Genomic DNA, 24,577 nt, shown 5'->3' on the forward strand with positions numbered 1-24,577 from the left:
TTGAGATCCCCCCGCTCGGGGGGATTTTTTTATTCGCTAACTTCGCGTCTTGCACTCTTCGGTCTGAATGCTGCAACTACTTCCGGTGCCGTTTCAACGTATGGCCCTTCCAGCAACTGAATGCAGTACGGTACGCTGGCAAAAATACCGTGTACCACAACGTTACCCTCTGCATCCTTCACCCCTTCCAGCGTCTCTTTAATAGACTTCGGCTGACCGGGTAAGTTAAGGATTAGTGCTTGTTTGCGAATCACGCCCACCTGGCGCGAAAGGATCGCGGTTGGAACAAAATGCAGGCTAATTTGGCGCATCTGTTCACCAAAGCCCGGCATCTCGCGGTCCGCTACTGCCAGCGTCGCATCGGGCGTTACGTCACGACGCGCCGGGCCAGTTCCGCCCGTGGTGAGCACCAGATGGCAACTCATTTCATCCACCAGCTCACACAACGTTTGCTCGATGATCGCCTGCTCATCGGGGATTAAGCGGGTTTCCAGTTCAAACGGCGTGGTTAGCGCCGATGTCAGCCATTCTTCCAGCGCTGGGATGCCTTTATCCTGATAAACGCCGCTGGATGCGCGATCAGAGATGGAAACTAAGCCAATACGTAAAGTATTCATCAAGATTTTTCCGTTTAAACAGTCTCGTTAAACAGAATGATACACTGCGAAGGGAGTGACAGACAGGCTTCAGAAGAGGTAGCGTGACCGACTTCCCGGTCACGCTAAGAATGATTACAGCAGATCGCCAATCATTTTTTCCAGTTTTTCCTGGTCAACAGCAAACTTACGGATACCTTCCGCCAGTTTATCTACTGCCATTGGATCCTGGTTGTGCTGCCACAGGAACTCGGACTCAGTGATACGCGCCGGACGCGCTTTCACTTCGCCGGTGTAAGACAGTTTACGCTCGATAGCCCCTTCGCTCTCAGCCAGCTCTTTCAGCAGTGCCGGTGCGATGGTCAGACGGTCGCAGCCTGCCAGTTCCAGAATTTCGCCGATGTTACGGAAGCTTGCGCCCATCACCACGGTTTCATAACCGTGCTCTTTGTAGTACTGGTAGATTTCAGATACAGAAACCACGCCCGGATCTTCTGCCGGAGCGTACTCTTTCTTATCAGTATTCGCTTTGTACCAGTCAAGAATACGGCCAACAAATGGCGAGATCAGGAACACGCCTGCTTCCGCACAAGCACGAGCCTGAGCGAAGGAGAACAGCAGGGTCAGGTTACAGTTGATACCTTCTTTTTCCAGCTGTTCTGCAGCACGGATACCCTGCCAGGTAGAAGCCAGTTTGATCAGAATACGATCGTTGCTAATACCTGCATCGTTGTAGAGTTTGATCAGGCGTTTTGCTTTCGCAATTGACGCTTCGGTGTCATAGGAAAGACGCGCATCAACTTCAGTTGAGATACGGCCCGGAACCAGTTTCAGGATTTCCAGACCAATATTTACTGCCAGTTTGTCGGTCGCGTCCACGATCTGCTGCGCGCGATCGTTGCTCTGCTGTTTCGCCCAGGCGACAGCATCATCAATCAACTTACGATATTCCGGAATCTGCGCTGCGTTAAGAATGAGAGAAGGGTTGGTTGTGGCATCCTGCGGTTGATACAGCTTCATTGCCGCGATGTCCCCAGTGTCGGCCACTACGGTGGTGTACTGACGAAGGGAGGTCAATTTGTCCGTCATGATAGTATTTCTCTTTAAACAGCTTGTTAGGGGGATGTAACCGGTCTGCCCTGATGATATCACGACGCAACGTCAGCGCAACCGCCGACAAGACGGTTATCGCCAGGCGAGACTGTTTCAGATTTCTGACACTGCGTTGATATCGCCCGCCATTTTTATACAAAACCTCATGTATGCTACGCAGAAGTTATCAAGTACCTCGTAGCGTATATACTTCTTAAACAATTGGTAACGTTTACACAGGAAAGTCATCGCGACCGGCAATAAGAGGGATATGCATGCCAGATTTTTTCTCCTTTATTAACAGCGTCCTTTGGGGATCGGTAATGATTTACCTGCTCTTCGGCGCAGGTTGTTGGTTCACTTTTCGCACCGGATTTGTGCAGTTTCGCTACATCCGCCAGTTTGGCAAAAGTCTTAAAAATAGCATTCATCCACAGCCAGGCGGTTTAACCTCATTTCAGTCATTGTGTACCAGTCTTGCGGCGCGCGTGGGGAGTGGCAACCTGGCCGGCGTTGCACTGGCAATTACCGCCGGTGGACCTGGAGCCGTCTTCTGGATGTGGGTTGCCGCGTTTATTGGCATGGCGACTTCTTTTGCTGAATGCTCCCTCGCACAACTTTATAAAGAACGTGACGTCAGTGGGCAGTTTCGCGGCGGGCCAGCATGGTATATGGCGCGAGGACTGGGGATGCGCTGGATGGGCGTTCTGTTCGCCCTCTTTTTACTCATCGCCTACGGCATAATTTTCAGCGGAGTTCAGGCGAACGCCGTTGCCCGCGCTCTGAGTTTTTCTTTCGATTTCCCTCCGCTGGTGACAGGTATTATTCTCGCTGTCTTTGCTCTGCTGGCGATTACTCGCGGTCTTCATGGCGTCGCCCAGCTCATGCAGTGGTTTGTCCCGTTGATGGCGTTAATCTGGGTACTGACCAGTCTGGTGATTTGCGTAATGAATATCGGGCAACTTCCCCACGTCATTTGGTCTATTTTTGAGAGTGCTTTTGGCTGGCAGGAAGCGGCAGGCGGCGCGGCGGGATATACCTTAAGCCAGGCGATTACTAACGGTTTTCAGCGCAGTATGTTTTCCAATGAGGCGGGAATGGGGTCGACGCCAAACGCGGCAGCGGCAGCTGCGTCCTGGCCTCCGCATCCCGCAGCGCAAGGGATTGTCCAGATGATTGGCATTTTTATCGACACCCTGGTCATCTGTACGGCAAGCGCCATGCTGATATTACTGGCGGGTAACGGCACAACCTACATGCCGCTGGAAGGTATTCAGCTTATCCAGAAGGCGATGCGGGTGCTAATGGGCTCCTGGGGTGCGGAGTTTGTTACCCTCGTGGTTATTCTGTTTGCCTTCAGCTCCATCGTTGCCAACTACATTTATGCCGAAAACAATCTCTTCTTCTTACGCCTGAACAACCCTAAAGCGATCTGGTGTCTGCGAATCTGCACCTTCGCAACGGTCATCGGCGGCACCTTGCTAAGTCTTCCGCTGATGTGGCAACTGGCAGATATCATAATGGCCTGCATGGCTATTACCAATTTGACCGCCATATTACTGCTCTCGCCTGTGGTTCATACCATTGCCAGTGATTATCTACGCCAGCGTAAACTCGGCGTGCGCCCGGTGTTTGATCCGTTGCGTTATCCGGATATTGGTCGCCAGCTTTCTCCGGACGCGTGGGATGATGTTTCGCAGGAGTAATCACAACTATCGATCAACTCATTCTCTTTTTTTGCTAAAGTCGGCATAAATTTCCTGCAAGGACTGGATATGCTGATTCTTATTTCACCTGCGAAAACGCTCGATTACCAAAGCCCGTTGCCCACCACGCGCTATACGCTGCCGGAGCTGTTAGACAATTCCCAGCAGTTGATCCATGAAGCGCGGAAACTGACGCCTCCGCAGATTAGCACGCTGATGCGCATCAGCGACAAACTGGCGGGTATCAACGCCGCTCGCTTTCATGACTGGCAGCCAGATTTCACGCCAGAGAATGCCCGACAAGCGATTCTGGCATTTAAAGGTGATGTCTATACTGGCTTGCAGGCCGAAACCTTCAGCGAAGACGATTTCGATTTTGCCCAACAACATTTGCGAATGCTTTCCGGCTTGTATGGCGTACTGCGCCCGCTCGATTTAATGCAGCCTTATCGTCTGGAAATGGGGATCCGTCTTGAGAATGCCCGAGGGAAAGATCTGTATCAATTCTGGGGAGATATCATCACCAACAAGCTGAACGAGGCGCTCGCAGCACAAGGCGATAATGTGGTGATTAATCTGGCGTCAGATGAGTATTTTAAATCGGTGAAGCCGAAGAAATTGAATGCCGAGATTATCAAGCCAGTGTTCCTCGATGAGAAGAACGGCAAATTTAAGATAATCAGCTTCTACGCTAAGAAAGCACGCGGTCTGATGAGTCGTTTCATTATTGAAAATCGGCTGACCAAACCAGAGCAACTAACTGGCTTTAATAGCGAAGGTTACTTCTTTGATGAAGCTTCCTCCAGTGATGGGGAACTGGTGTTTAAACGCTACGAGCAGCGTTAAGTTTGCAGTAAATGCCGGATGCGGCGTGAACGCCTTATCCGGCCTACAAAAGCATGCAGATTCAATATATTGCAGAATTAACGTAGGCCTGATAAGACGCGCCAGCGTCGCATCAGGCGCTGAATGCCGGATTGTTACCCGGCATTTGTCATTTAGCGGTGATGTTTGCCTGGACCATGACCGCCGTGATGATCATGAGGAGCTTTCTTATGGTGGCGCGGCGGTGGCGGCGGTCCGTGTGGGTGCCAGCGATTGCCTCGCCATTCATAATGTTGTTTCCACCAGCCGTGGTCGCGCCAGTGACCGCCATCCCAGTAATAGCCACGATTATCACGATCGCCTATCTGTAATTTTACTGACGGGACTAACGTAATTTCCGCAGCCTGTGCTGCCATGGGAGCGACCAGAACCAGGGAAAGTGCGAGTACGATAGATTGCATCTTTTTCACAGGTTACTCCTTTTATCATTGCCCGTTATGGGTCGATATCCGGAGATTACGCGATGAGAACGGCGGTTGTTATTCTCCGCAATCCTAATCTCTAAGTTACCGCATTTATTGAGAATTTCTCCTTTTTTCCTGTCGTTTTTCTCCATATTTTCTTCATAAAAAAGCCGGGCTGTATAAAAGCAAACCCGGCCTGATTGAGATAATGAATAGATGTTACTGATGATTCATCATCAATTTACGCAACGCAGCAAAATCGGCGGGCAGATTATGCGAAAGCAAGGGTAAATCAGCACGTTCTGCCAGCTCTTTTGGCAGATCCAATGTTTCACCGAGAATCGCTTCCACGCTCTCTTTAAATTTCGCCGGATGCGCGGTGCCGAGGAACAAGCCATATTCGCCTGGATGCAACTGGTCACGCAGCGCACGATAAGCTACGGCAGCGTGCGGCTCCGAGGTATAGCCCAGCGCTTTTAACTCACGCATTGTCTGTTGCGTGGTTTCATCATCTACGGCTGCATAACCCAGCTCTTTCAGTTGCCAGATTTTGCGGCGGAACAACTCTTCCACACGCGGCCAGTTGTTCGGTTGACTCACGTCCATCGCGTTGGATAACGTCGCCTGAGTCGCTTTAGGGGACCACTGCCCGTCGTGCAGGAAACGCGGCACTGTATCGTTCACGTTAGTGGCAGCGATAAAACGCTTCACCGGCAGGCCAAGAGATTTCGCCAGCAGGCCCGCAGTCAAATCGCCGAAGTTACCGCTCGGCACCGAGACAACCAGCTGGTTGCGCGCTTCCTGCGGCAGCTGCGCAACAGCTTCAAAGTAGTAGCAAATCTGCGCCAGCAAACGGCTGATGTTAATGGAGTTAGCAGAGTTTAGCCCCAGCGCCACTTTCAGTTCTTCATCATCAAACGCCTGCTTCACCAGCGCCTGACAGGCATCGAAATCGCCGTCGATGGCAACAGTTTCAATATTGCCGCCCAATGTACAGAACAGTTTTTCTTGCAGTGGACTGATTTTGCCTCTTGGATAGAGGATAACCACTTTCACATTCGGTAAACCGTAGAAAGCATGAGCCACTGCCGCTCCAGTATCACCGGAGGTCGCGGTCAGAATGGTCACTGGCTTATCGCCCGCAATATGGGTCAGCATTTGTGCCATAAAGCGACCGCCGAAATCTTTAAATGCCAGTGTTGGCCCATGAAACAATTCCAGACAACCGACATCGCTTTCAACATTGGCGACCGGAGCCGGGAAGGCAAACGCCGCGCGCACGCGCTCTTCCAGTATTTCCTGCGGGATCTCATCACCAATAAACGCCGAGAGGATCTTCGCACTGCGGGTGACAAAATCCAGCTTCAGCATCTCATCAATTTCAGTCAGGCTGAATTCCGGCAGGTCGTGCGGGAAAAACAGCCCCTGATTTTTGCCCAACCCCTGGGTTACGGCTTGCGCAAAGCTGACCTGCTCATTGTGATCTTTCAGATTGTAGAGTTTCATTTAGTTTTCCAGTACTCGTGCGCCCGCCGTATCCAGCCGGCAAATATGAACAAAACCTTCCTGATTTTGCAGGTAGTTCTTACCCAACCAGTCGGCAACGCGCTGGGCGGTATCCGGCTTGTCACACAGAGCGAACAAAGTCGGGCCGGAGCCGGAGATACCGCTCGCTACCGCGCCGATTTCCGCGACCGCCTGCCGCGCCTGCCGGAAGCCTGGCAGTAACCGTTCACGGTAGGGTTCAGCGATAACATCTTTCATCAGCTTCGCGGCAAGCTCAGGCTGACGGGAATAGCAGGCGTGAATGAAGCCTGCCAGATGTCGCCCGTGCGCAATGCAATCCTGGCGGCGATACTGCGCCGGTAAAATCGCCCTGGCTTCTGCCGTCGAGACTTTAATCCCCGGATACGCCAGAACCCACAGCCACTCATCAAACCCTGGCACTTGCTGGCTGATGATGTCGTTTTCTTCGATCATCAACTGCATACCACCAAGAAAACACGGTGCCACGTTGTCGTAATGAATGCTGCCGGAGATACGCCCTTCCAGCTCGCCCATCAAAGCCAGCAAACGAGTGTCATTAAGCGGCTTGCCGCAGTGTTCATTCATCGCCATCAGCGCCGCGACCACCGAACAGGCACTGGAGCCTAAGCCCGAGCCGATCGGCATATTCTTTTCCAGCGTCATTGCCACTGGAATTTGCTTGCCCAGCTCCTGGCAAAAACGCTCCCAGCACTGATAAACGATATTTTCCCGTGGTTCTGACGGCAGCTTATCGGCAAAACGTCCGAGATTGTTGAGACTGAATGTCTCTGCCGCCTCAACCGTGACTACATCTCCGAGCAATGCACCATCAACAGGTGTCACCGCCGCCCCGAGCACATCAAACCCGACGCTCATATTGGCACTGGAAGCCGGGGCATAAACTTTAACCATGTCAGACTCCTAACTTCCATGAGAGGGTACGTAGCAGATCGGCAAAGACACCAGCAGCTGTAACGTCATTGCCCGCGCCATATCCGCGCAGAACCAACGGCAGCGGCTGATAATAGTGGCTATAGAAGGCCAGGGCGTTTTCGCCATTTTTCACTTTGAACAGCGGATCATTGCCATCCACTTCGGCAATCTTCACGCGGCAGATGCCATCTTCATCAATATTGCCAACATAGCGCAAAACTTTGCCCTCATCACGAGCCTTCGCCACGCGTGCGGCAAAGAGATCGTCGAGCTGTGACAGATTCGCCATAAAAGCTGCAACATCACCCTCTGCGTTAAACTCTGCGGGCAGCACAGGTTCAATTTCAATATCCGCCAGTTCCAGTTCACGTCCCGTTTCACGGGCGAGAATCAATAGCTTACGCGCCACATCCATACCAGAAAGATCATCTCGCGGGTCCGGTTCGGTATAACCCATTTCCCGCGCCAGCGTGGTCGCCTCGGAGAAACTCATGCCTTCGTCTAACTTGCCGAAGATATAAGAAAGCGAACCGGAAAGAATGCCGGAGAACTTCATTAATTCATCACCTGCGTTGAGCAGATTTTGCAGGTTCTCAATAACCGGTAATCCAGCCCCAACGTTAGTGTCATAGAGGAATTTACGCCGCGATTTTTCCGCCGCATAACGCAACTGATGGTAGTAATCCATCGACGAGGTGTTGGCCTTTTTGTTTGGCGTAACCACGTGGAAACCTTCGCGCAGGAAGTCAGCATACTGATCCGCCACCGCCTGGCTGGAGGTACAGTCGACAATCACCGGATTCAGCAAATGATATTCTTTCACCAGGCGAATTAAGCGCCCGAGGTTAAACGGCTCTTTGGCTTGCGCCAGTTCTTCCTGCCAGTTCTCCAGATTAAGGCCATGCACATTGGTGAGCAGAGCCTTTGAGTTGGCAACGCCGCAGACACGTAAGTCGATATGTTTATTCTTCAGCCAGCTTTGCTGGCGCTTCAGTTGCTCCAGCAGCGCACCGCCAACACCACCGACGCCAATCACAAACACTTCGATAACCTGATCGGTATTGAACAGCATCTGGTGGGTAACGCGCACGCCAGTGGTCGCATCATCGTTATTTACCACGACAGAGATTGAGCGTTCAGAAGATCCCTGAGCAATGGCGACAATGTTGATATTGGCGCGGGCCAGCGCGGCAAAGAATTTCGCCGAGATCCCACGCAAGGTGCGCATACCATCACCTACCACCGAGATAATGGCTAGCCGTTCCGTCACCGCCAGCGGCTCCAGCAAGCCTTCCTTCAGTTCAAGATAGAACTCTTCCTGCATCGCCCGTTCAGCTCGCACACAGTCGCTTTGTGGAACGCAGAAACTGATACTGTATTCAGAAGACGATTGCGTAATCAGCACCACTGAAATGCGAGCGCGTGACATCGCTGCAAAGACGCGCGCCGCCATGCCGACCATTCCTTTCATCCCCGGGCCGGAAACACTGAACATTGCCATATTATTCAGATTGGAAATGCCCTTGACCGGTAATTCGTCTTCATCACGGCTGGCGCCAATGAGCGTACCTGGTGCTTGAGGATTTCCGGTGTTTTTAATCAGGCAAGGGATCTGGAACTGAGCGATGGGGGTAATGGTGCGGGGGTGAAGAACTTTAGCGCCGAAGTAGGAAAGCTCCATCGCTTCCTGATAGGACATCGACTTCAACAACCTCGCATCGGGCACCTGACGCGGGTCGCAGGTATAGACCCCGTCAACGTCCGTCCAGATCTCGCAACAATCGGCGCGTAAACAGGCAGCCAGTACCGCGGCGGAGTAGTCGGAACCGTTACGTCCAAGCACCACCAGTTCGCCTTTTTCATTACCGGCGGTGAAACCTGCCATCAGCACCATGTGGTCAGCCGGAATGCGGCTTGCCGCAATACGGCGGGTGGACTCAGCAATATCGACGGTAGATTCGAGGTAATGACCGACTGCCAGCAGTTTTTCGACCGGATCGATTACGGTAACGTTGTGACCACGCGCTTCTAACACGCCGGCCATAATGGCGATCGACATTTTCTCGCCACGGCAAATCAGTGCCGCGTTGATGCTATCCGGGCACTGCCCTAACAAACTAATACCATGCAGGACATGTTTAATTTGGGCAAATTCCTGGTCGACGAAAGTTTTCAGCTGCGCCAGCGGGAATCCCGGCTGAGCGGCGGCGAGTCCCGTCAGAAGTTCGGCAAAAATACGTTCGGCATCGCTGATATTGGGTAAAGCATCCTGGCCGCTAATCGTTTTTTCAATCATCGCCACCAGGTGGTTGGTGATTTTGGCAGGGGCAGAGAGGACGGTAGCCACCTGCCCCTGCCTGGCATTGCTTTCCAGAATATCGGCAACCCGCAGAAAACGTTCTGCATTTGCCACTGATGTACCGCCGAACTTCAACACTCGCATGGTTGTTACCTCGTTACCTTTGGTCGAAAAAAAAGCCCGCACTGTCAGGTGCGGGCTTTTTTCTGTGTTTCCTGTACGCGTCAGCCCGCACCGTTACCTGTGGTAATGGTGATGGTGGTGGTAATGGTGGTGCTAATGCGTTTCATGGATGTTGTGTACTCTGTAATTTTTATCTGTCTGTGCGCTATGCCTATATTGGTTAAAGTATTTAGTGACCTAAGTCAATAAAATTTTAATTTACTCACGGTAGGTAACCAGTTCAGAAGCTGCTGTCAGAGACTCTTTTTTTAATCCACACAGAGACATATTGCCCGTTGCAGTCAGAATGAAAAGCTGAAAAATACTTACTAAGGCGTTTTTTATTTGGTGATATTTTTTTCAATATCATGCAGCAAACGATGCAACATTGCCGTGTCTCGTTGCTCTAAAAGCCCCAGCCGTTGTTGTAACCAGTCGACCAGTTTTGTGTCATCTGCCACTGCCAGGGTCGTCAGCAATGACATGGCTCGTTCGCGTAAAGCTTGCAGTTGATGTTGGTCTGCCGTTGTGTCACTTTTGGCCGGTTGTTGTATTAATGTTGCTAATTGATAGCAATAAACCATCACCGCCTGTCCCAGATTCAGCGAAGGATAATCTGCCACCATCGGGACACCAGTAAGAACGTCAGCCAAGGCTAACTCCTCGTTAGTCAGCCCGGAATCTTCGCGACCAAACACCAGCGCTGCATGGCTCATCCACGAGGATTTTTCCTCTAACAGCGGCACCAGTTCCACCGGCGTGGCGTAGTAATGATATTTCGCCCGACTGCGTGCAGTGGTGGCGACAGTGAAGTCGACATCGTGTAACGATTCAGCCAGAGTTGGGAAAACTTTAATATTATCAATAATATCACCAGATCCATGTGCGACCCAGCGGGTAGCTGGCTCCAGGTGTGCCTGACTATCGACAATTCGCAGCTCGCTAAACCCCATCGTTTTCATTGCCCGCGCCGCTGCCCCAATATTTTCTGCTCTGGCGGGTGCGACCAGAATAATCGTTATACGCATATTGTCACTCTTCTTGACCTAATAACCGCGCACAGGGTGATCATTGTCAACTTATTACGCGGATCGAATTTACAAACCCTTAACGTAAGTCGCAGAAAAAGCCCTTCACTTAACTTAAAAAAGGCTAAACTATTTCCTGACTATACTAATGGTTGAATTGTTAAAAAATGCTACATATCCTTCTGTTTACTTAGGATAATTTTATAAAAAATAAATCTCGACAATTGGATTCACCACGTTTATTAGTTGTATGATGCAACTAGTTGGATTATTAAAATAATGTGACGAAAGCTAGCATTTAGATACGATGATTTCATCAAACTGTTAACGTGCTACAATTGAACTTGATATATGTCAACGAAGCGTAGTTTTATTGGGTGTCCGGCCCCTCTTAGCCTGTTATGTTGCTGTTAAAATGGTTAGGATGACAGCCGTTTTTGACACTGTCGGGTCCTGAGGGAAAGTACCCACGACCAAGCTAATGATGTTGTTGACGTTGATGGAAAGTGCATCAAGAACGCAATTACGTACTTTAGTCATGTTACGCCGATCATGTTAATTTGCAGCATGCATCAGGCAGGTCAGGGACTTTTGTACTTCCTGTTTCGATTTAGTTGGCAATTTAGGTAGCAAACATGCAGACCCCGCACATTCTTATCGTTGAAGACGAGTTGGTAACACGCAACACGTTGAAAAGTATTTTCGAAGCGGAAGGCTATGATGTTTTCGAAGCGACAGATGGCGCGGAAATGCATCAGATCCTCTCTGAATATGACATCAACCTGGTGATCATGGATATCAATCTGCCGGGTAAGAACGGTCTTCTGTTAGCGCGTGAACTGCGCGAGCAGGCGAATGTTGCGTTGATGTTCCTGACTGGCCGTGACAACGAAGTCGATAAAATTCTCGGCCTCGAAATCGGTGCAGATGACTACATCACCAAACCGTTCAACCCACGTGAACTGACTATTCGTGCACGCAACCTGCTGTCTCGTACCATGAATCTGGGTACTGTCAGCGAAGAACGTCGTAGCGTTGAAAGCTACAAGTTCAATGGTTGGGAACTGGACATCAACAGCCGTTCGCTGATCGGCCCTGATGGCGAGCAGTACAAGCTGCCGCGCAGCGAGTTCCGCGCCATGCTTCACTTCTGTGAAAACCCAGGCAAAATTCAGTCCCGTGCTGAACTGCTGAAGAAAATGACCGGCCGTGAGCTGAAACCGCACGACCGTACTGTAGACGTGACGATCCGCCGTATTCGTAAACATTTCGAATCTACGCCGGATACGCCGGAAATCATCGCCACCATTCACGGTGAAGGTTATCGCTTCTGCGGTGATCTGGAAGATTAATCGGCTTTACCACCGTCAAAAAAAACGGCGCTTTTTAGCGCCGTTTTTATTTTTCAACCTTATTTCCAGATACGTAACTCATCGTCCGTTGTAACTTCTTTACTGGCTTTCATTTTCGGCAGTGAAAACGCATACCAGTCGATATTACGGGTCACAAACATCATGCCGGCCAGCGCCACCACCAGCACACTGGTTCCCAACAACAGCGCGCTATCGGCAGAGTTGAGCAGTCCCCACATCACACCATCCAGCAACAACAGCGCGAGGGTAAACAACATGCTGTTGCGCCAGCCTTTCAATACCGCCTGCAAATAAATACCGTTCATTAACGCCCCAATCAGACTGGCGATTATCCATGCCACGGTAAAACCGGTATGTTCAGAAAGCGCCAGCAAGAGCAAATAAAACATCACCAATGAAAGCCCCACCAGCAAATATTGCATTGGGTGTAAACGTTGCGCGGTGAGCGTTTCAAAAACAAAGAACGCCATAAAAGTCAGTGCAATCAGCAGAATGGCGTACTTAGTCGCACGGTCCGTTAATTGGTATTGATCGGCTGGCGTCGTCACTGCGACGCTAAACGCCGGGAAGTTTTCCCAGCCGGTATCATTACCTGAAGCAAAACGCTCACCGAGATTATTAGCAAACCAGCTGCTTTGCCATTGCGCCTGAAAACCAGACTCGCTGACTTCCCGTTTGGCTGGCAGAAAATCACCTAAAAAACTGGGATGCGGCCAGTTGCTGGTTAAGGTCATTTCGCTATTACGCCCGGCAGGCACCACAGAAAGATTGCCGGTACCGCTTAAATTCAGCGCCATATTCAGCTTCAGGTTCTGCTTCTGCCAGTCCCCTTCGGGTAAAGGGATATGCACGCCCTGCCCGCCTTGATCTAACCCGGTACCGGGTTCAATGGTCAGCGCCGTTCCGTTAACGTCAGGTGCTTTCACCATACCTATACCGCGCGCATCCCCGACGCCAATCACAATAAATGGCTTGCCTAAGGTGATATTTGGCGCATTGAGTTCGCTAAGACGCGAAACATCAAAATCGGCTTTTAGCGTTAAATCACTGTGCCAGACCTGACCGGTATAAATCCCAATCTTGCGTTCTTCCACGTTCTGATTGCCATCAACCATCAATGACTCAGGTAACCAAAAATGGATAAAACTTCGTTTCCGCTCCACGGTTTTATCCTCTTCCTGCACCGTATAAAGCTCGGTCACAGGAATAGCGATGAGCGGCCCAACGAGTTTTTGCGGCCCGCTGGTACTTTGGCGAATCGCATCTTCCACATCGCTACGGTAATCGGCACGTTCGACAATCACCTGCCGAATCAGCATTATCGGAATCAACAACAGCAATACTGCAGCAAACAGGGTGGTCATTTTCCAGAACAGGGGGGATTTCAACATAGTCTTCTCCTTTGCAATGACCGCAGGTTACAAAGGCTATGTGGGTAGAATTTGAAGCTATGTGAAGTGACGGTGAAGTCGAAGCGAAGCCAGCACACCGCCTTGTGGCACGTTGCACAGTGTGACTTCGCCATTAAGCAAACGGGCAACCTCACTGACGAACGCCAACCCCAGACCACTACTTTTTTGCCCATTCGCACGCGGCAAAGAGTAAAAGCGCTCAAAAACACGCGACAGGGCGTAGTCAGGAATACCACTACCGGTATCCAGCACCTTAAGCGTAACGTGTTCATGATCCACTTCAGCGCTTAGCGTTATGCTACCGCCCTCGGGGGTAAAATCGATGGCGTTATCCAGTAAATTCCCCAGCGCCTGCTCCAGTAACGCCGATTCAGCAGCAACGTTAACCTCGGTGGGCATAACATGTAGAGTGATGTTTTTTTCCGCCAACTGCACGGTGCGCGCTTCGCTGATGCGGCGAAATAATGCCGTCACATCAACAGCAGTCAGAACGACTTCCTGACGATTCTCCAGTCTTGCCTGGCGTAGTAACGTTTCCACCAGCGCCTGCATTCGCGCATTTTGTGTCAGAATGTTGTCAGTAAAACGAGCCACCACTTCCGGCGGCGGACCTTCGCGTAAAATTTCCGCCGCACCACGAATCGCCGCCAGTGGGCTTTTTAGCTCATGAGTTAACGCATAAACATACTGCTCAATATAGTTTTTCCCTTCCAGCTTCACGCGCATACTTTCCAGCGCCTGCGCGAGTTTACGCAGCTCGCTACTACCGAGATCGGGGAGAGGAACGGGCTTATTGTCAGTGACAGAATCAGCATAGCGAGTGAGCCGGGCAATGGAGCGGTTGATCCACCAAACCATGCCTGCGCCAATCACCAGTGCAATCCCCAACAAAATGGCGCTGGCCCATAAAATTCGCCGCTCGCTGCGCTTAATGACCGGAGCCATCGCCGCGTTCGGTTTGCCTACGCTCAAAACGCCAATAAGCCGCGAGCCGTCCATAATTGGCGCGGCAACATACATCACAGAACTTTCGGGATCGTCAGGATTTTGCAACGTGCTGCGCGCACCATACTGACCACGCAACGTTAGCCAGACGTCATTCCAGCGCGAGTAATCCTGTCCAACGGCTTTATTTGCCGAATCGAACAATACTTTGCCCTGCGCATCAGTCATGTAGACATGATATTCATTGCGCACTTTGTGAATGCCACCGATATTGGCGCGAAACGGGCGATGTTGTAGCTGATTAAACGCCTGCGCCAGTTGCCCATGCGTTGGGTCCCCAGAGAGCAAATCGGGACGCGCCAGCTCCGCCAGCAACGTTGCGGTGTCGATCAACGTTCCCTCCGTTGCTCTTCGCACGCCCGGTTTAACTTCTTTGACAAAAATTGCCAGTACGAACCAGGCCGCCACTGCCACCAGTAAAAAATAGCCCAGCAACAACCTCATGCCGATACGCATCACAGTCCCCTCAGGCTATATCCCATGCCGCGATGAGTATTAATCGGGGAAAGATCGGGGTTAATGGCGCGCAGCTTGGCACGCAGCGTTTTAATGTGGGTATCGACGGTGCGATCGTAGGTGTCCTGCGCATCTTCCCACACGCTATCCATCAGTTGCTGGCGGGACCAGACGCGGCCCGGCGACTTGAGTAATGTTTTCAGCAGCAAAAACTCATACCGCGTCAGCGTTAATGGCGTGTCAAACCAGCTAATCTGCGCCGCAGGTTCATTCAATTCAAAATGACCAATACGGATAACGGGAGACGGCGTCGAGAACTTCCTCACCCGACGCAGTAAGGTGCGCACTCTGGCGCACACTTCGCGAGGTGAAAACGGTTTAGCCACGTAGTCGTCAGCGCCAATTTCCAGCCCAAGCAGGCGATCGACCTCTTCACTTCGGGCCGTCAGGAACAGTACAGGTAACGCCGGATGGAGCGCCAGTAACTGGCGGCACAATTCAAAGCCGCTGATATCAGGCAAACCAACATCGAGAATCATGACATCGGGAACCTGCTGGCGAGCTTTATCCAGCACCGGCAAGCCTCGCTCAAAGAGCTCGACGTCAAAACCTTCCTGCTGCAACATGTAGACCAGCGTGTCGGCTATCCCTTGCTCGTCTTCTACTAACCAGACCGTTTCCCGTTGCATAGATCGCCTCTGTTATTGCCGCCACGGCATGACAGGAACCGCGCTAATCGCATTTTTCGGCGAACCTTCTACAACTTTGTCGGAGTAAGCCAGGTAAGCGAGCGCGTTGCGTTTAGCGTCATAAAAGCGTACGACCTGTAACGACTTAAAGACCAACGACGTGCGTTTTTTGAATACTACCTCGCCCTGAGCTTTGCCGTTTTTAATGCGATCTGACAGTTCAATCGGCCCGACTTGCTGACAAGAAATAGCCGCATCGGAAGTATCTTCCGCCAGGCCCAATCCCCCTTTAATACCGCCGGTTTTCGCCCGACTCACATAGCAGGTGACATTTTTCACATCGGGATCGTCAAAGGCTTCCACAACAATTTTGTGATCAGGGCCGATCATTTTAAATACAGTGTCGACCGAACCAATCTCTTCTGCATGAGCCAACGGCCCCAGCATTATCAGGCTTAAAGACAGAATCAAATGCTTGTATTTCATATTGTTACCATTTTTATCTATTACATGAGCAATTAGTTCACCACGATAAATAACATATTGATTAAGAACAAAATCTCAATACTTTTATTTCCGTCAAGACCTAAAACATACTCGACTAAGAAAAAAACACTGAATGCTAAAACAGCAAAAAATGCTATTATCCAATTACCTGATGTCAGGTGCTCGTTGTTGAAAGGATGAGGATATTTTATGGATCAGGCCGGCATTATTCGCGACCTTTTAATCTGGCTGGAAGGTCATCTGGATCAGCCCCTGTCGCTCGACAATGTAGCGGCGAAAGCAGGTTATTCCAAGTGGCACTTACAGAGAATGTTTAAAGATGTCACTGGTCATGCTATTGGCGCGTATATTCGTGCTCGTCGTTTGTCGAAATCGGCGGTCGCACTACGCCTGACTGCGCGTCCGATTCTGGATATCGCGCTGCAATACCGCTTCGACTCTCAACAGACATTTACTCGCGCATTCAAGAAGCAGTTTGCCCAAACTCCTGCTCTTTACCGCCGTTCTCCTGAATGGAGCGCCTTTGGTATTCGCCCGCCGCTGCGTCTGGGTGAATTCACCATGCCAGAGCACAAATTTGTCACCCTGGAAGATACGCCGCTGATTGGTGTTACCCAGAGTTACTCCTGTTCGCTGGAACAAATCTCTGATTTCCGCCATGAAATGCGTTATCAGTTCTGGCACGATTTTCTTGGCAACGCGCCGAGCATTCCGCCTGTGCTCTACGGCCTGAATGAAACGCGTCCGAGCCAGGATAAAGACGACGAGCAAGAGGTGTTCTATACCACCGCATTAGCCCAGGATCAGGCAGATGGCTATGTATTGACCGGGCATCCTGTGATGCTGCAAGGCGGTGAATATGTGATGTTTACCTATGAAGGTCTGGGAACAGGCGTGCAGGAGTTTATCCTGACGGTATACGGAACGTGCATGCCAATGCTTAACCTGACGCGCCGTAAAGGTCAGGATATTGAGCGATACTACCCGGCAGAAGATGCCAAAGCGGGAGATCGCCCAATTAATCTGCGCTGTGAACTGCTGATTCCGATCCGTCGTTAACGCTGCAGCTCATCTAATGCAGGGGCGTCCAGATGCGAGATGTCCCCTGCGGTTTCAACCACCCAGCCAGACGCCAGCCACAAGCTTTCCTGATAATCCACGCGCGAAATAGAACAGTTACGCAGACGTAAGCGACGCTCTGCCCATGCTGGTAATCCGAGAATCGTACTCACCAGGCATCCCAGTGCAATACCGTGGCTCACCAGCAGCGGTCGGCTTCCCTGCGGTAATTCCCGACAAGATTCCAGTGCCGCATTGACACGATCGCTGAGCTCCTGCATAGACTCGCCTTCAGGAATACGTCCGTCGACAGTGCCATTGACCAGTTGGCGACGCCAGTTTTCTTCTTCTTCGGTGAGTGAATCGATATTTCTTGTTTCCAGTACACCCATATTTAATTCACGCAGGCGAGAATCAAAGATGATGTCACAGCCGCAGGCCTGGGCGATGATTTCCGCCGTGCGGCGGGTGCGCCCTAAATCGCTACTGATGATATGCGTAATGCCAAGCTCTTTGGCACGGGTCGCCACCTGCATCGCCTGTTGCTCACCTTTGGCAGTCAGCGGGCTGTCAGACTGGCCCTGAATACGTCGCTCGGCGTTCCACTGCGTTTCACCGTGGCGGACTAGGTATACCTGTAACATGCTTTTTTTCCGTATACTGCTGTAACGTTAATTTTCTGAGTAATGCTGATTATGCACCAAGTTGTCTGTGCGACCACCAATCCCGCTAAAATTCAGGCCATTCTGCAGGCATTTCACGAGATCTTCGGCGAAGGATCCTGCCATATTGCATCCGTTGCCGTCGAGAGCGGTGTACCGGAACAGCCCTTTGGTAGTGAGGAAACGCGCGCTGGCGCACGAAATCGGGTGGCAAATGCTCGCTGTTTACATCCAGAGGCTGATTTTTGGGTGGCGATTGAAGCAGGGATTGATGGTGACAGCACCTTCAGTTGGGTGGTGATTGAAAACGCCAGCCAGCGTGGCGAAGCGCGTTCGGCAACTTTGCCGTTGCCTGAGGTGATTCTGGAGAAAGTGCGTGAAGGCGAGGCGCTCGGCCCTGTGATGTCGCATTATACCGGCATTGATGAAATTGGCCGTAAAGAAGGTGCAATCGGCGTATTTACCGCCGGGAAGCTCACTCGCGCCAGCGTCTATCACCAGGCGGTGATCCTGGCGCTGAGTCCGTTTCATAATGCCGTGTATCAGTGATCTTTCAGCAACACCTCTTCCAGCCACTGGCGCAGCTCGACAGGCGCGGCTTTCAGGCTGTTAGATCCACGCGTAATCGTCGCGATGCCCGCGCCGAGTTCATTTTTCAACTCACGCTGGCTCATTTCGCCGCGCAACAGCTCTTCGACAATACGCACGCGAGTCCCCAACGCTTCGCGCTCATCTGGCGTCAGCATCAGGTTTAACAACGGTAAATGGAGATCGTTTTGGTAGGCATTCTTAAGCAGGTCGACAAAACGTAACCACTCCTGGTGACGCTGTTCTGCCATCGCTGCTGAATAGGGTGATTGTTGGGCCATAATATGTCGCCATTGTTAGCGGGGGAAGCAAAATGCCTCCCCCGGTTGTACTCGCTAAAGAGTACGATAGCATATCATAAACGTGCGGATCAGTAACGACGTCCCCATTCCGTGGCGCTCATCAACGTTGGTTTATCCCCCATGAAATAGCGGTAGTAAGCGTCATAAGCCAGCACGTTCTTCACATAACCGCGCGTCTCAGAGAACGGAATACTCTCGACAAATGCCACTGCGTCGATACGACCAGCGCTGTTGCCAAGCCAGGTGCGCACTCGTCCAGGTCCGGCGTTATAAGCTGCTGAGGCGAAAATACGGTTATTGCCAAACTGCTGATAAACATATTGCAGGTAACTGGTGCCGATGTTGATGTTCGTTTCCGGATCCAGCAATTGCCCAGGGCTGCTGTAGCCAGGAATAGAGAACATCTTCACCGTATGGGTCGCCGTACCAGGCATAATCTGCATCAGCCCGCTGGCCCCTACCGGTGACTTCACTTTCGGATTCCAGGCGCTCTCCTGACGGGCAATCGCCATCGCATAGCTTTGCGGGATCTCCTTACCGCTGGTGTAACGTTTGAAAAAATCGTTGTAGGCCAGCGGGAATCGTTCTTCCAGATGATCCCACAACTTCCCGGCGATCGTCGCCTGAACGCTGAGATCCCACCATTGGTTGTTGAAAGCATACCGTGCCAGCTGTGCCTGCTCTGTTTTTGACTTGCTCTTCACCAGATTGGCCCACTCGCTACGCGCGGTGTTATCGAGATTCCAGTACATCAACTCGCGCACGCGCGCCATCTCCGGCCCCTGAGTCAGGGTGCTGTCAACATTCTGCGGCGCTTTATCAATCTTCAGCTCATACTCTTCGCCGATGCGCTGTGCAGCAACCATCGGGTAGAAACCACGCTGTTGCATGAGTTGATGCAGAATCTCTTTCGCTTCAGCTTCACGTCCGCGTTCCAGCAATAAATCGGCCTGCCAGTAACGCCATTCATCTTTCTCTTTCGCTTCCATCGGCAAACGCGCCAGCCAGGTATTCAGGCCACGCCGATCGCCAGTACCAAGCGCCATCCGCACTCGGCGTTCAATCAACGAGGTGGATTGCGAGCGCATAATGGCGTCATCGCGCCATTTCGCCTGCTCGTCGGTGACATCGTTGCCCATCAAACGCCAGGCGACGATATCGCGCAGTTCCTGAATCTGATCTTCATTAAGCTGCTGTGCCTGAGCAAGCGATGGAATCATCAGCCGTGCATTTTCAGCATCCTGCCGTGCCACGCTGGCAAACGCCACCGCCGCCATTTGACGGGTAAAATCGGTCGCACCGGTTGTACGCGCGAAGGTCAGTACCGTATTAGGGTTGTTCGCCAGAGAAATAATCGCCGAGGCGATAGTCTGGTAATCAGCAGGCATCTGACCTGCCAGCACTGTCACCAGACCCGTGTTACCCGCTTTCATCGCCAGACGGATACGCTCTAAATACGCCAGCGGATCTTGTTTGCCTGACGCACGCCAGACACTAAATAACTTGTCACAAGCGTTAGGCTGGCTCTTGCCGGTTAGCCACAACTCTTTCGCCCCTTGCCAGGCTTCTTCACTCTGCCCGGTGTTCCATTTCGCATAGTAGTAATTACATTGCGCTTCGGTAGTTCCGGGCTTTTCCGGGCTAAAGGCTAACAAGCCACGCCAGTCTTCACGCCGCGCCAGTTCATTGACGAAACGAGATTGCAGCGTGCGAGCGGGAGGAAGCGTGGGGTTAGCGCGAACAAAGTTAGTGACCGTCACCGCCGGTTGATTCATCAGGTCATCGGTGATCTGACGGTATTCCAGGTAGGGATAAAGCGGATAATCTTTCAGTCCAGGCATCATTTGTTCGACCACATCCATTTGTCGATTATCCCAGGCCTGCTTAATTTGCGCGTAACGGCTACGCTGCTCATCCAGTGAGTCGGCTCGCGCCACGCTGCTGACCGTCAGCAGACAGACACCGACAGCCAACAGCCGCCAGGTAACGTGTTTGGCTTTTTCCACAAGCGCATCCTCTAAGTGTCAATACATCAATGCAGCGTCATGCCGCGTAATAGATTTATGCTAACCAGTCATTGCCGTTTACGCCACGTTACGGACACTTTTTTACTTTTACTGCGAGGGTGATCGACCGGCTGGGATTAGATAAGGAAACAGGCTACACTTCGCCTTTGAAAAATCATCATCACGATAAACATAGAGGCGAAGTCCAACGTGGCTCAATTCGTTTATACCATGCATCGTGTCGGCAAAGTTGTTCCGCCGAAACGTCATATTTTGAAAAACATCTCTCTGAGTTTCTTCCCTGGGGCAAAAATTGGTGTCCTGGGTCTGAACGGCGCGGGTAAGTCTACCCTGCTGCGCATTATGGCGGGCATTGATAAAGACATCGAAGGTGAAGCGCGTCCGCAACCGGATATCAAGATTGGTTACCTGCCGCAGGAACCTCAGCTGAACCCGGAACACACCGTGCGTGAGTCCATTGAAGAAGCGGTTTCTGAAGTGGTTAACGCTCTGAAACGTCTGGATGAAGTGTATGCGCTGTACGCCGATCCGGATGCCGATTTTGACAAGCTGGCCGCTGAACAAGGCCGTCTGGAAGAGATCATTCAGGCTCATGACGGTCATAACCTGAACGTTCAGCTGGAGCGTGCGGCGGATGCGCTGCGTCTGCCGGACTGGGACGCGAAAATCGCTAACCTTTCCGGTGGTGAGCGTCGTCGCGTGGCGTTGTGCCGCCTGCTGTTGGAAAAACCAGACATGCTGCTGCTCGACGAACCGACCAACCACCTGGATGCCGAATCCGTAGCGTGGCTGGAACGCTTCCTGCACGACTTCGAGGGCACCGTGGTTGCGATTACCCACGACCGTTACTTCCTCGATAACGTTGCAGGCTGGATCCTCGAACTTGACCGCGGTGAAGGTATTCCGTGGGAAGGTAACTACTCCTCCTGGCTGGAGCAGAAAGATCAGCGTCTGGCGCAGGAAGCTTCACAAGAAGCAGCGCGTCGTAAGTCGATCGAGAAAGAGCTGGAGTGGGTACGTCAGGGAACTAAAGGCCGTCAGTCGAAAGGTAAAGCACGTCTGGCGCGCTTTGAAGAGCTGAACAGCACCGAATATCAGAAACGTAACGAAACCAACGAACTGTTTATTCCACCTGGACCGCGTCTGGGCGATAAAGTGCTGGAAGTCAGCAACCTGCGTAAATCTTACGGCGATCGTCTGCTGATTGATGATCTGAGCTTCTCGATCCCGAAAGGGGCGATCGTCGGGATCATCGGTCCGAACGGCGCGGGTAAATCAACCCTGTTCCGTATGATCTCTGGTCAGGAACAGCCAGACAGCGGCACCATCACTTTAGGTGAAACGGTGAAACTGGCATCTGTCGATCAGTTCCGTGACTCAATGGATAACAGCAAAACCGTTTGGGAAGAAGTTTCCGGCGGGCTGGATATCATGAAGATCGGTAACACCGAGATGCCAAGCCGCGCCTACGTTGGCCGCTTTAACTTTAAAGGGGTTGATCAGGGTAAACGCGTTGGCGAACTCTCCGGTGGTGAGCGTGGTCGTCTGCATCTGGCGAAGCTGCTGCAGGTTGGCGGCAACATGCTGCTGCTCGACGAACCGACCAACGACCTGGATATCGAAACCCTGCGTGCGCTGGAAAACGCCCTGCTGGAGTTCCCGGGCTGCGCGATGGTTATCTCGCACGACCGTTGGTTCCTCGACCGTATCGCCACACACATTCTGGATTACCAGGATGAAGGTAAAGTTGAGTTCTTTGAAGGTAACTTTACCGAGTACGAAGAGTACAAGAAACGCACGCTGGGCGCAGACGCGCTGGAGCCGAAGCGTATCAAGTACAAGCGTATTGCGAAGTAATGCATAAAATGCCGGATGCGGCGCGCCAGCATCGCATCCGGTAATAGTTAAATGATTAATGGGAGGCAAGTTCCCGGAAAAAGGCAGGATTTTCTTTAATTGTGGCAAGTACTTTTGCAGCCAATCCCGTAGGATTTCTTCGCTTCGATTCCCAGCTTTTAATGGTATCCACACTGGTTCCCAGAGCTTTTGCCATCTCACTTTGCGAAACGTTGAGTTGCTCACGAATAGCTTTAACATCCGCAATTTCGTAGCGGGTCACCCGTGCAGGTTCTTTTAAACCTTGTTTAATCTCGACAGCCTCTTCCAGAGAGGTTTTCAACTCATCAAAAAAACTCATTTTATACCTCACCTTTGAGCAGTTTCGTCAACTTCTTTAGTTGAGCTTTTTCCGTATCTGTCAGACTGTCTTTGGCATTCTTCGGATAGGCCATAATCAAATAAATAATCTCTTCCGTCGCCAGAAAGTAAATTATTCTGACACTACCACTTTTTCCCTGTGAACCCGCAGCCATTCGGACTTTACGCAATCCACCAGTCTGCTGAATGAGATCACCTTTATCGGGAGTTCCGATGAGTTCTTTTTGCAATTCCTTTAATTCATCATCGGTTGCAATCTGCTTGATCTGACGCGTAAACATTGGCGTCTCTATAAATATTATCGCCTTGCCCATTACCCCTCCCTGGCAGGTACATTGTACACCAAAATGGAGTACTAAGTACACTTTTGAATCAGTAATATCACTCAACATCTTATAAAGATGATTATCCCTGCTCCCCCATCATCTCCCGCACCAACTCCACGCAGCGCAGGAAACGGCTGTCGTAATCGTCCTCTTCAACCCGCACAAATTCGATATTGTTCTCTTCCAGCATCTCCACCAGCAAGTTCTGGAACTCTTTGCGATCCACCGAACTGCCGAGACTGCGTAAACCATCCGCCACCCACGGCGTGTTGTTCTCCAGCAGAATCACCAGATCAAAACGGTATTCATCGATCAGCGCCTGTACGAACGGATGCTCGCGCCCTTCGTACTTTTTGCAGAACGCCTGAGTTGTCACAAAATCGGTGTCGATAAACGCCACTTTATTGGCATATTTTACTGCAAAATCAATATATTGAGCGTGTCCAAGTGCGATTTTATCGTAGTCGGAATACTGCAATGCAATCTCATCGCCGCCAAGATGCGAAAAGACATAATCGCGACCATATTCCCATGCACTGGTAGTGTTGAAGATATTGGCAAGTTTGTTTACCAGGGTGGATTTACCGCTCGACTCGCCGCCGAGGATCGCCACGGTGCGCACAAAGAACGGCTTCACTTCGGTAGGAATATATTCCCAGTAGCGGAACGGATTTTCGCGGATCTGCGCACCACTGATACTCATAAAAGTACGTTTCGGATCGACCAACACCGTTTCGATCCCCAGATGCTCCATATACTGCGGCGCGTCGGCTTCTTCCGAGGTGTAGATCAGATCCGGCTGGATCCCTTTTTCAGCCATAAACTTTTTGATGCCGTTGCTCCACACATCCCAGCCATGCGGATACGGCTCCATGCCCTCTTCGTTGAAGGCATGAATGCGAATATTTTTCTGATATTTAAAAGTTTGCAATAACCAGCGCAGACGATCCGGCACCGTGGGCTGCTGCGACATGGCGCTGTCTTCGAACAACGCGCGGTCGCGGGTATCGTCAAAGCCCATAATGATATGCAGCTCGTCAACCTGACTACAGGCACGCTGGATAAGGTAGATATGTCCGGTATGCAGCGGGTAAAACTTACCGAATACAACACCAATAGTTTTCTTCTGCCGGGGAAATTCAAGTCCCAAATAACGGTGCAACGCCTCCAGCTTTTGCGCGCTGGGGCTTTTAATTTTGGCATTCAGTAACTGGCTTAAATACCCTTTGGTCATACCGCTGGCATCAGCCACCTGCTGTAGCGTACAGCCCTGTTGCTTGATGGCAGTTTTCAGATAATCAAATGACGACATATCTCCCTCC

General features: G+C 51.3%; 25 protein-coding genes and 1 other annotated feature. Of the genes, 6 read left to right on the forward strand and 19 right to left on the reverse strand.

The window, feature by feature from the left end:
• Positions 1-29: 29 nt before the first annotated feature.
• Positions 30-617 carry a molybdopterin adenylyltransferase gene (gene mog / locus BGE37_RS13270; protein WP_001094685.1) on the reverse strand — a complete coding sequence of 196 codons (588 nt, stop codon included), beginning with the start codon at positions 615-617 and terminating at the stop codon, positions 30-32.
• A 114-nt stretch (positions 618-731) separates the two neighbouring features.
• On the reverse strand, positions 732-1,685 hold the full coding sequence (gene tal / locus BGE37_RS13275; protein ID WP_000130187.1) for a transaldolase: 954 nt from the start codon (positions 1,683-1,685) through the stop codon (positions 732-734).
• A gap of 278 nt (positions 1,686-1,963) precedes the next feature.
• Between tal and BGE37_RS13280 the strand changes: the two genes are divergently transcribed.
• A complete protein-coding gene (locus tag BGE37_RS13280) occupies positions 1,964-3,394 on the forward strand; it encodes an alanine/glycine:cation symporter family protein (protein WP_105288085.1) in 1,431 nt (476 codons plus the stop codon).
• 69 nt (positions 3,395-3,463) lie between these two features.
• On the forward strand, positions 3,464-4,240 hold the full coding sequence (yaaA, locus tag BGE37_RS13285; RefSeq protein ID WP_039020375.1) for a peroxide stress protein YaaA: 777 nt from the start codon (positions 3,464-3,466) through the stop codon (positions 4,238-4,240).
• Between the two features lie 152 nt (positions 4,241-4,392).
• On the opposite strand, the gene BGE37_RS13290 is transcribed toward yaaA, so the two are convergent.
• The 7 genes from BGE37_RS13290 to yjjY form a co-directional block, all read right to left on the reverse strand.
• On the reverse strand, positions 4,393-4,689 hold the full coding sequence (locus tag BGE37_RS13290) for a DUF2502 domain-containing protein (RefSeq protein WP_000738723.1): 297 nt from the start codon (positions 4,687-4,689) through the stop codon (positions 4,393-4,395).
• Positions 4,690-4,902: 213 nt separating this feature from the next.
• The gene (thrC, locus tag BGE37_RS13295; RefSeq protein ID WP_000781057.1) at positions 4,903-6,189 is read right to left on the reverse strand and encodes a threonine synthase; all 1,287 of its coding nucleotides are present in this window, start codon (positions 6,187-6,189) and stop codon (positions 4,903-4,905) included.
• Positions 6,190-7,122 carry a homoserine kinase gene (thrB, locus tag BGE37_RS13300; protein ID WP_000241660.1) on the reverse strand — a complete coding sequence of 311 codons (933 nt, stop codon included), beginning with the start codon at positions 7,120-7,122 and terminating at the stop codon, positions 6,190-6,192.
• Between the two features lies 1 nt (position 7,123).
• Positions 7,124-9,586 (reverse strand): bifunctional aspartate kinase/homoserine dehydrogenase I, encoded by a 2,463-nt coding sequence (gene thrA, locus BGE37_RS13305; protein WP_001264706.1) that lies wholly within the window; start codon positions 9,584-9,586, stop codon positions 7,124-7,126.
• 25 nt (positions 9,587-9,611) lie between these two features.
• Positions 9,612-9,731: a sequence feature (Thr leader region), on the reverse strand.
• On the reverse strand, positions 9,667-9,732 hold the full coding sequence (gene thrL / locus BGE37_RS13310) for a thr operon leader peptide (RefSeq protein ID WP_001386572.1): 66 nt from the start codon (positions 9,730-9,732) through the stop codon (positions 9,667-9,669). (Overlaps the previous feature by 65 nt.)
• A gap of 213 nt (positions 9,733-9,945) precedes the next feature.
• Positions 9,946-10,632, reverse strand: a complete 687-nt coding sequence (locus BGE37_RS13315) for a tRNA/rRNA methyltransferase (RefSeq protein ID WP_001223153.1) — start codon at positions 10,630-10,632, stop codon at positions 9,946-9,948.
• A gap of 399 nt (positions 10,633-11,031) precedes the next feature.
• Complete coding sequence (gene yjjY, locus BGE37_RS13320; RefSeq protein WP_001303782.1) at positions 11,032-11,172, reverse strand: YjjY family protein; 141 nt, start codon at positions 11,170-11,172, stop codon at positions 11,032-11,034.
• A gap of 95 nt (positions 11,173-11,267) precedes the next feature.
• On the opposite strand from yjjY, the gene arcA reads away from it, so the two are divergent.
• Positions 11,268-11,984: a two-component system response regulator ArcA gene (gene arcA, locus BGE37_RS13325; RefSeq protein ID WP_001194358.1), complete on the forward strand. Its 717-nt coding sequence runs from the start codon at positions 11,268-11,270 to the stop codon at positions 11,982-11,984.
• A gap of 59 nt (positions 11,985-12,043) precedes the next feature.
• Here the strand turns inward: arcA and creD are convergent, their stop codons facing one another.
• Genes creD through creA form a run of 4 tightly spaced genes read right to left on the reverse strand, consistent with a single transcriptional unit; the run spans position 12,044 to position 16,053 of the window.
• Complete coding sequence (creD, locus tag BGE37_RS13330) at positions 12,044-13,396, reverse strand: cell envelope integrity protein CreD (RefSeq protein ID WP_105288086.1); 1,353 nt, start codon at positions 13,394-13,396, stop codon at positions 12,044-12,046.
• A gap of 57 nt (positions 13,397-13,453) precedes the next feature.
• Positions 13,454-14,878 carry a two-component system sensor histidine kinase CreC gene (gene creC, locus BGE37_RS13335; RefSeq protein WP_105288087.1) on the reverse strand — a complete coding sequence of 475 codons (1,425 nt, stop codon included), beginning with the start codon at positions 14,876-14,878 and terminating at the stop codon, positions 13,454-13,456.
• Entirely contained in the window at positions 14,878-15,567 is a 690-nt protein-coding gene (gene creB / locus BGE37_RS13340; RefSeq protein ID WP_105288088.1) for a two-component system response regulator CreB, read from the reverse strand. Before creB ends, creC begins: the two co-directional genes overlap by 1 nt.
• A gap of 12 nt (positions 15,568-15,579) precedes the next feature.
• A complete protein-coding gene (creA, locus tag BGE37_RS13345) occupies positions 15,580-16,053 on the reverse strand; it encodes a protein CreA (RefSeq protein ID WP_000875487.1) in 474 nt (157 codons plus the stop codon).
• A gap of 210 nt (positions 16,054-16,263) precedes the next feature.
• On the opposite strand from creA, the gene robA reads away from it, so the two are divergent.
• The gene (gene robA / locus BGE37_RS13350) at positions 16,264-17,133 is read left to right on the forward strand and encodes an MDR efflux pump AcrAB transcriptional activator RobA (RefSeq protein ID WP_105288089.1); all 870 of its coding nucleotides are present in this window, start codon (positions 16,264-16,266) and stop codon (positions 17,131-17,133) included.
• On the opposite strand, the gene gpmB is transcribed toward robA, so the two are convergent.
• Entirely contained in the window at positions 17,130-17,777 is a 648-nt protein-coding gene (gene gpmB / locus BGE37_RS13355) for a 2,3-diphosphoglycerate-dependent phosphoglycerate mutase GpmB (RefSeq protein ID WP_000942351.1), read from the reverse strand. The two genes, robA and gpmB, sit on opposite strands and share 4 nt — an antisense overlap.
• 51 nt (positions 17,778-17,828) lie before the next feature.
• Here gpmB and yjjX point away from each other — a divergent pair, with 51 nt between their 5' ends.
• A complete protein-coding gene (gene yjjX / locus BGE37_RS13360; protein ID WP_032183253.1) occupies positions 17,829-18,344 on the forward strand; it encodes an inosine/xanthosine triphosphatase in 516 nt (171 codons plus the stop codon).
• Here yjjX and trpR read toward each other — a convergent pair.
• Together trpR and sltY are read right to left on the reverse strand one after the other, a co-directional pair.
• A complete protein-coding gene (gene trpR / locus BGE37_RS13365; RefSeq protein ID WP_000068678.1) occupies positions 18,338-18,664 on the reverse strand; it encodes a trp operon repressor in 327 nt (108 codons plus the stop codon). The genes yjjX and trpR overlap by 7 nt on opposite strands.
• Before the next feature lie 89 nt (positions 18,665-18,753).
• Positions 18,754-20,691 (reverse strand): murein transglycosylase, encoded by a 1,938-nt coding sequence (gene sltY / locus BGE37_RS13370; RefSeq protein WP_046082000.1) that lies wholly within the window; start codon positions 20,689-20,691, stop codon positions 18,754-18,756.
• 210 nt (positions 20,692-20,901) lie between these two features.
• Between sltY and ettA the strand changes: the two genes are divergently transcribed.
• Positions 20,902-22,569 (forward strand): energy-dependent translational throttle protein EttA, encoded by a 1,668-nt coding sequence (ettA, locus tag BGE37_RS13380; protein WP_000046749.1) that lies wholly within the window; start codon positions 20,902-20,904, stop codon positions 22,567-22,569.
• Between the two features lie 55 nt (positions 22,570-22,624).
• Here the strand turns inward: ettA and nadS are convergent, their stop codons facing one another.
• The 3 genes from nadS to nadR all read right to left on the reverse strand — a co-directional run bounded on the left by nadS (position 22,625) and on the right by nadR (position 24,567).
• Complete coding sequence (nadS, locus tag BGE37_RS13385) at positions 22,625-22,909, reverse strand: NadS family protein (protein WP_000007436.1); 285 nt, start codon at positions 22,907-22,909, stop codon at positions 22,625-22,627.
• Between the two features lies 1 nt (position 22,910).
• Positions 22,911-23,243, reverse strand: coding sequence for a type II toxin-antitoxin system RelE/ParE family toxin (locus tag BGE37_RS13390; RefSeq protein WP_000513551.1), 333 nt, complete (start codon positions 23,241-23,243; stop codon positions 22,911-22,913).
• Between the two features lie 91 nt (positions 23,244-23,334).
• Positions 23,335-24,567 carry a multifunctional transcriptional regulator/nicotinamide-nucleotide adenylyltransferase/ribosylnicotinamide kinase NadR gene (gene nadR, locus BGE37_RS13395; RefSeq protein WP_000093833.1) on the reverse strand — a complete coding sequence of 411 codons (1,233 nt, stop codon included), beginning with the start codon at positions 24,565-24,567 and terminating at the stop codon, positions 23,335-23,337.
• Between the last annotated feature and the right edge of the window lie 10 nt (positions 24,568-24,577).

Origin of the sequence: Escherichia sp. MOD1-EC6300 (assembly GCF_002965045.1) — a bacterium.
GTDB classification, from domain to species: domain Bacteria; phylum Pseudomonadota; class Gammaproteobacteria; order Enterobacterales; family Enterobacteriaceae; genus Escherichia; species Escherichia coli_F.

Excerpts from the sequence above, each read along its gene's own strand:
- mog (WP_001094685.1), bottom strand. The coding sequence starts at position 617 with ATGAATACTTTACGTATTGGCTTAGTTTCCATCTCTGATCGCGCATCC.
- tal (WP_000130187.1), bottom strand. The coding sequence starts at position 1,685 with ATGACGGACAAATTGACCTCCCTTCGTCAGTACACCACCGTAGTGGCC.
- BGE37_RS13280 (WP_105288085.1), top strand. The coding sequence starts at position 1,964 with ATGCCAGATTTTTTCTCCTTTATTAACAGCGTCCTTTGGGGATCGGTA.
- yaaA (WP_039020375.1), top strand. The coding sequence starts at position 3,464 with ATGCTGATTCTTATTTCACCTGCGAAAACGCTCGATTACCAAAGCCCG.
- thrC (WP_000781057.1), bottom strand. The coding sequence starts at position 6,189 with ATGAAACTCTACAATCTGAAAGATCACAATGAGCAGGTCAGCTTTGCG.
- thrB (WP_000241660.1), bottom strand. The coding sequence starts at position 7,122 with ATGGTTAAAGTTTATGCCCCGGCTTCCAGTGCCAATATGAGCGTCGGG.
- thrA (WP_001264706.1), bottom strand. The coding sequence starts at position 9,586 with ATGCGAGTGTTGAAGTTCGGCGGTACATCAGTGGCAAATGCAGAACGT.
- BGE37_RS13315 (WP_001223153.1), bottom strand. The coding sequence starts at position 10,632 with ATGCGTATAACGATTATTCTGGTCGCACCCGCCAGAGCAGAAAATATT.
- yjjY (WP_001303782.1), bottom strand. The coding sequence starts at position 11,172 with ATGACTAAAGTACGTAATTGCGTTCTTGATGCACTTTCCATCAACGTC.
- arcA (WP_001194358.1), top strand. The coding sequence starts at position 11,268 with ATGCAGACCCCGCACATTCTTATCGTTGAAGACGAGTTGGTAACACGC.
- creD (WP_105288086.1), bottom strand. The coding sequence starts at position 13,396 with ATGTTGAAATCCCCCCTGTTCTGGAAAATGACCACCCTGTTTGCTGCA.
- creC (WP_105288087.1), bottom strand. The coding sequence starts at position 14,878 with ATGCGTATCGGCATGAGGTTGTTGCTGGGCTATTTTTTACTGGTGGCA.
- creB (WP_105288088.1), bottom strand. The coding sequence starts at position 15,567 with ATGCAACGGGAAACGGTCTGGTTAGTAGAAGACGAGCAAGGGATAGCC.
- creA (WP_000875487.1), bottom strand. The coding sequence starts at position 16,053 with ATGAAATACAAGCATTTGATTCTGTCTTTAAGCCTGATAATGCTGGGG.
- robA (WP_105288089.1), top strand. The coding sequence starts at position 16,264 with ATGGATCAGGCCGGCATTATTCGCGACCTTTTAATCTGGCTGGAAGGT.
- gpmB (WP_000942351.1), bottom strand. The coding sequence starts at position 17,777 with ATGTTACAGGTATACCTAGTCCGCCACGGTGAAACGCAGTGGAACGCC.
- yjjX (WP_032183253.1), top strand. The coding sequence starts at position 17,829 with ATGCACCAAGTTGTCTGTGCGACCACCAATCCCGCTAAAATTCAGGCC.
- trpR (WP_000068678.1), bottom strand. The coding sequence starts at position 18,664 with ATGGCCCAACAATCACCCTATTCAGCAGCGATGGCAGAACAGCGTCAC.
- nadS (WP_000007436.1), bottom strand. The coding sequence starts at position 22,909 with ATGAGTTTTTTTGATGAGTTGAAAACCTCTCTGGAAGAGGCTGTCGAG.
- BGE37_RS13390 (WP_000513551.1), bottom strand. The coding sequence starts at position 23,243 with ATGGGCAAGGCGATAATATTTATAGAGACGCCAATGTTTACGCGTCAG.
- nadR (WP_000093833.1), bottom strand. The coding sequence starts at position 24,567 with ATGTCGTCATTTGATTATCTGAAAACTGCCATCAAGCAACAGGGCTGT.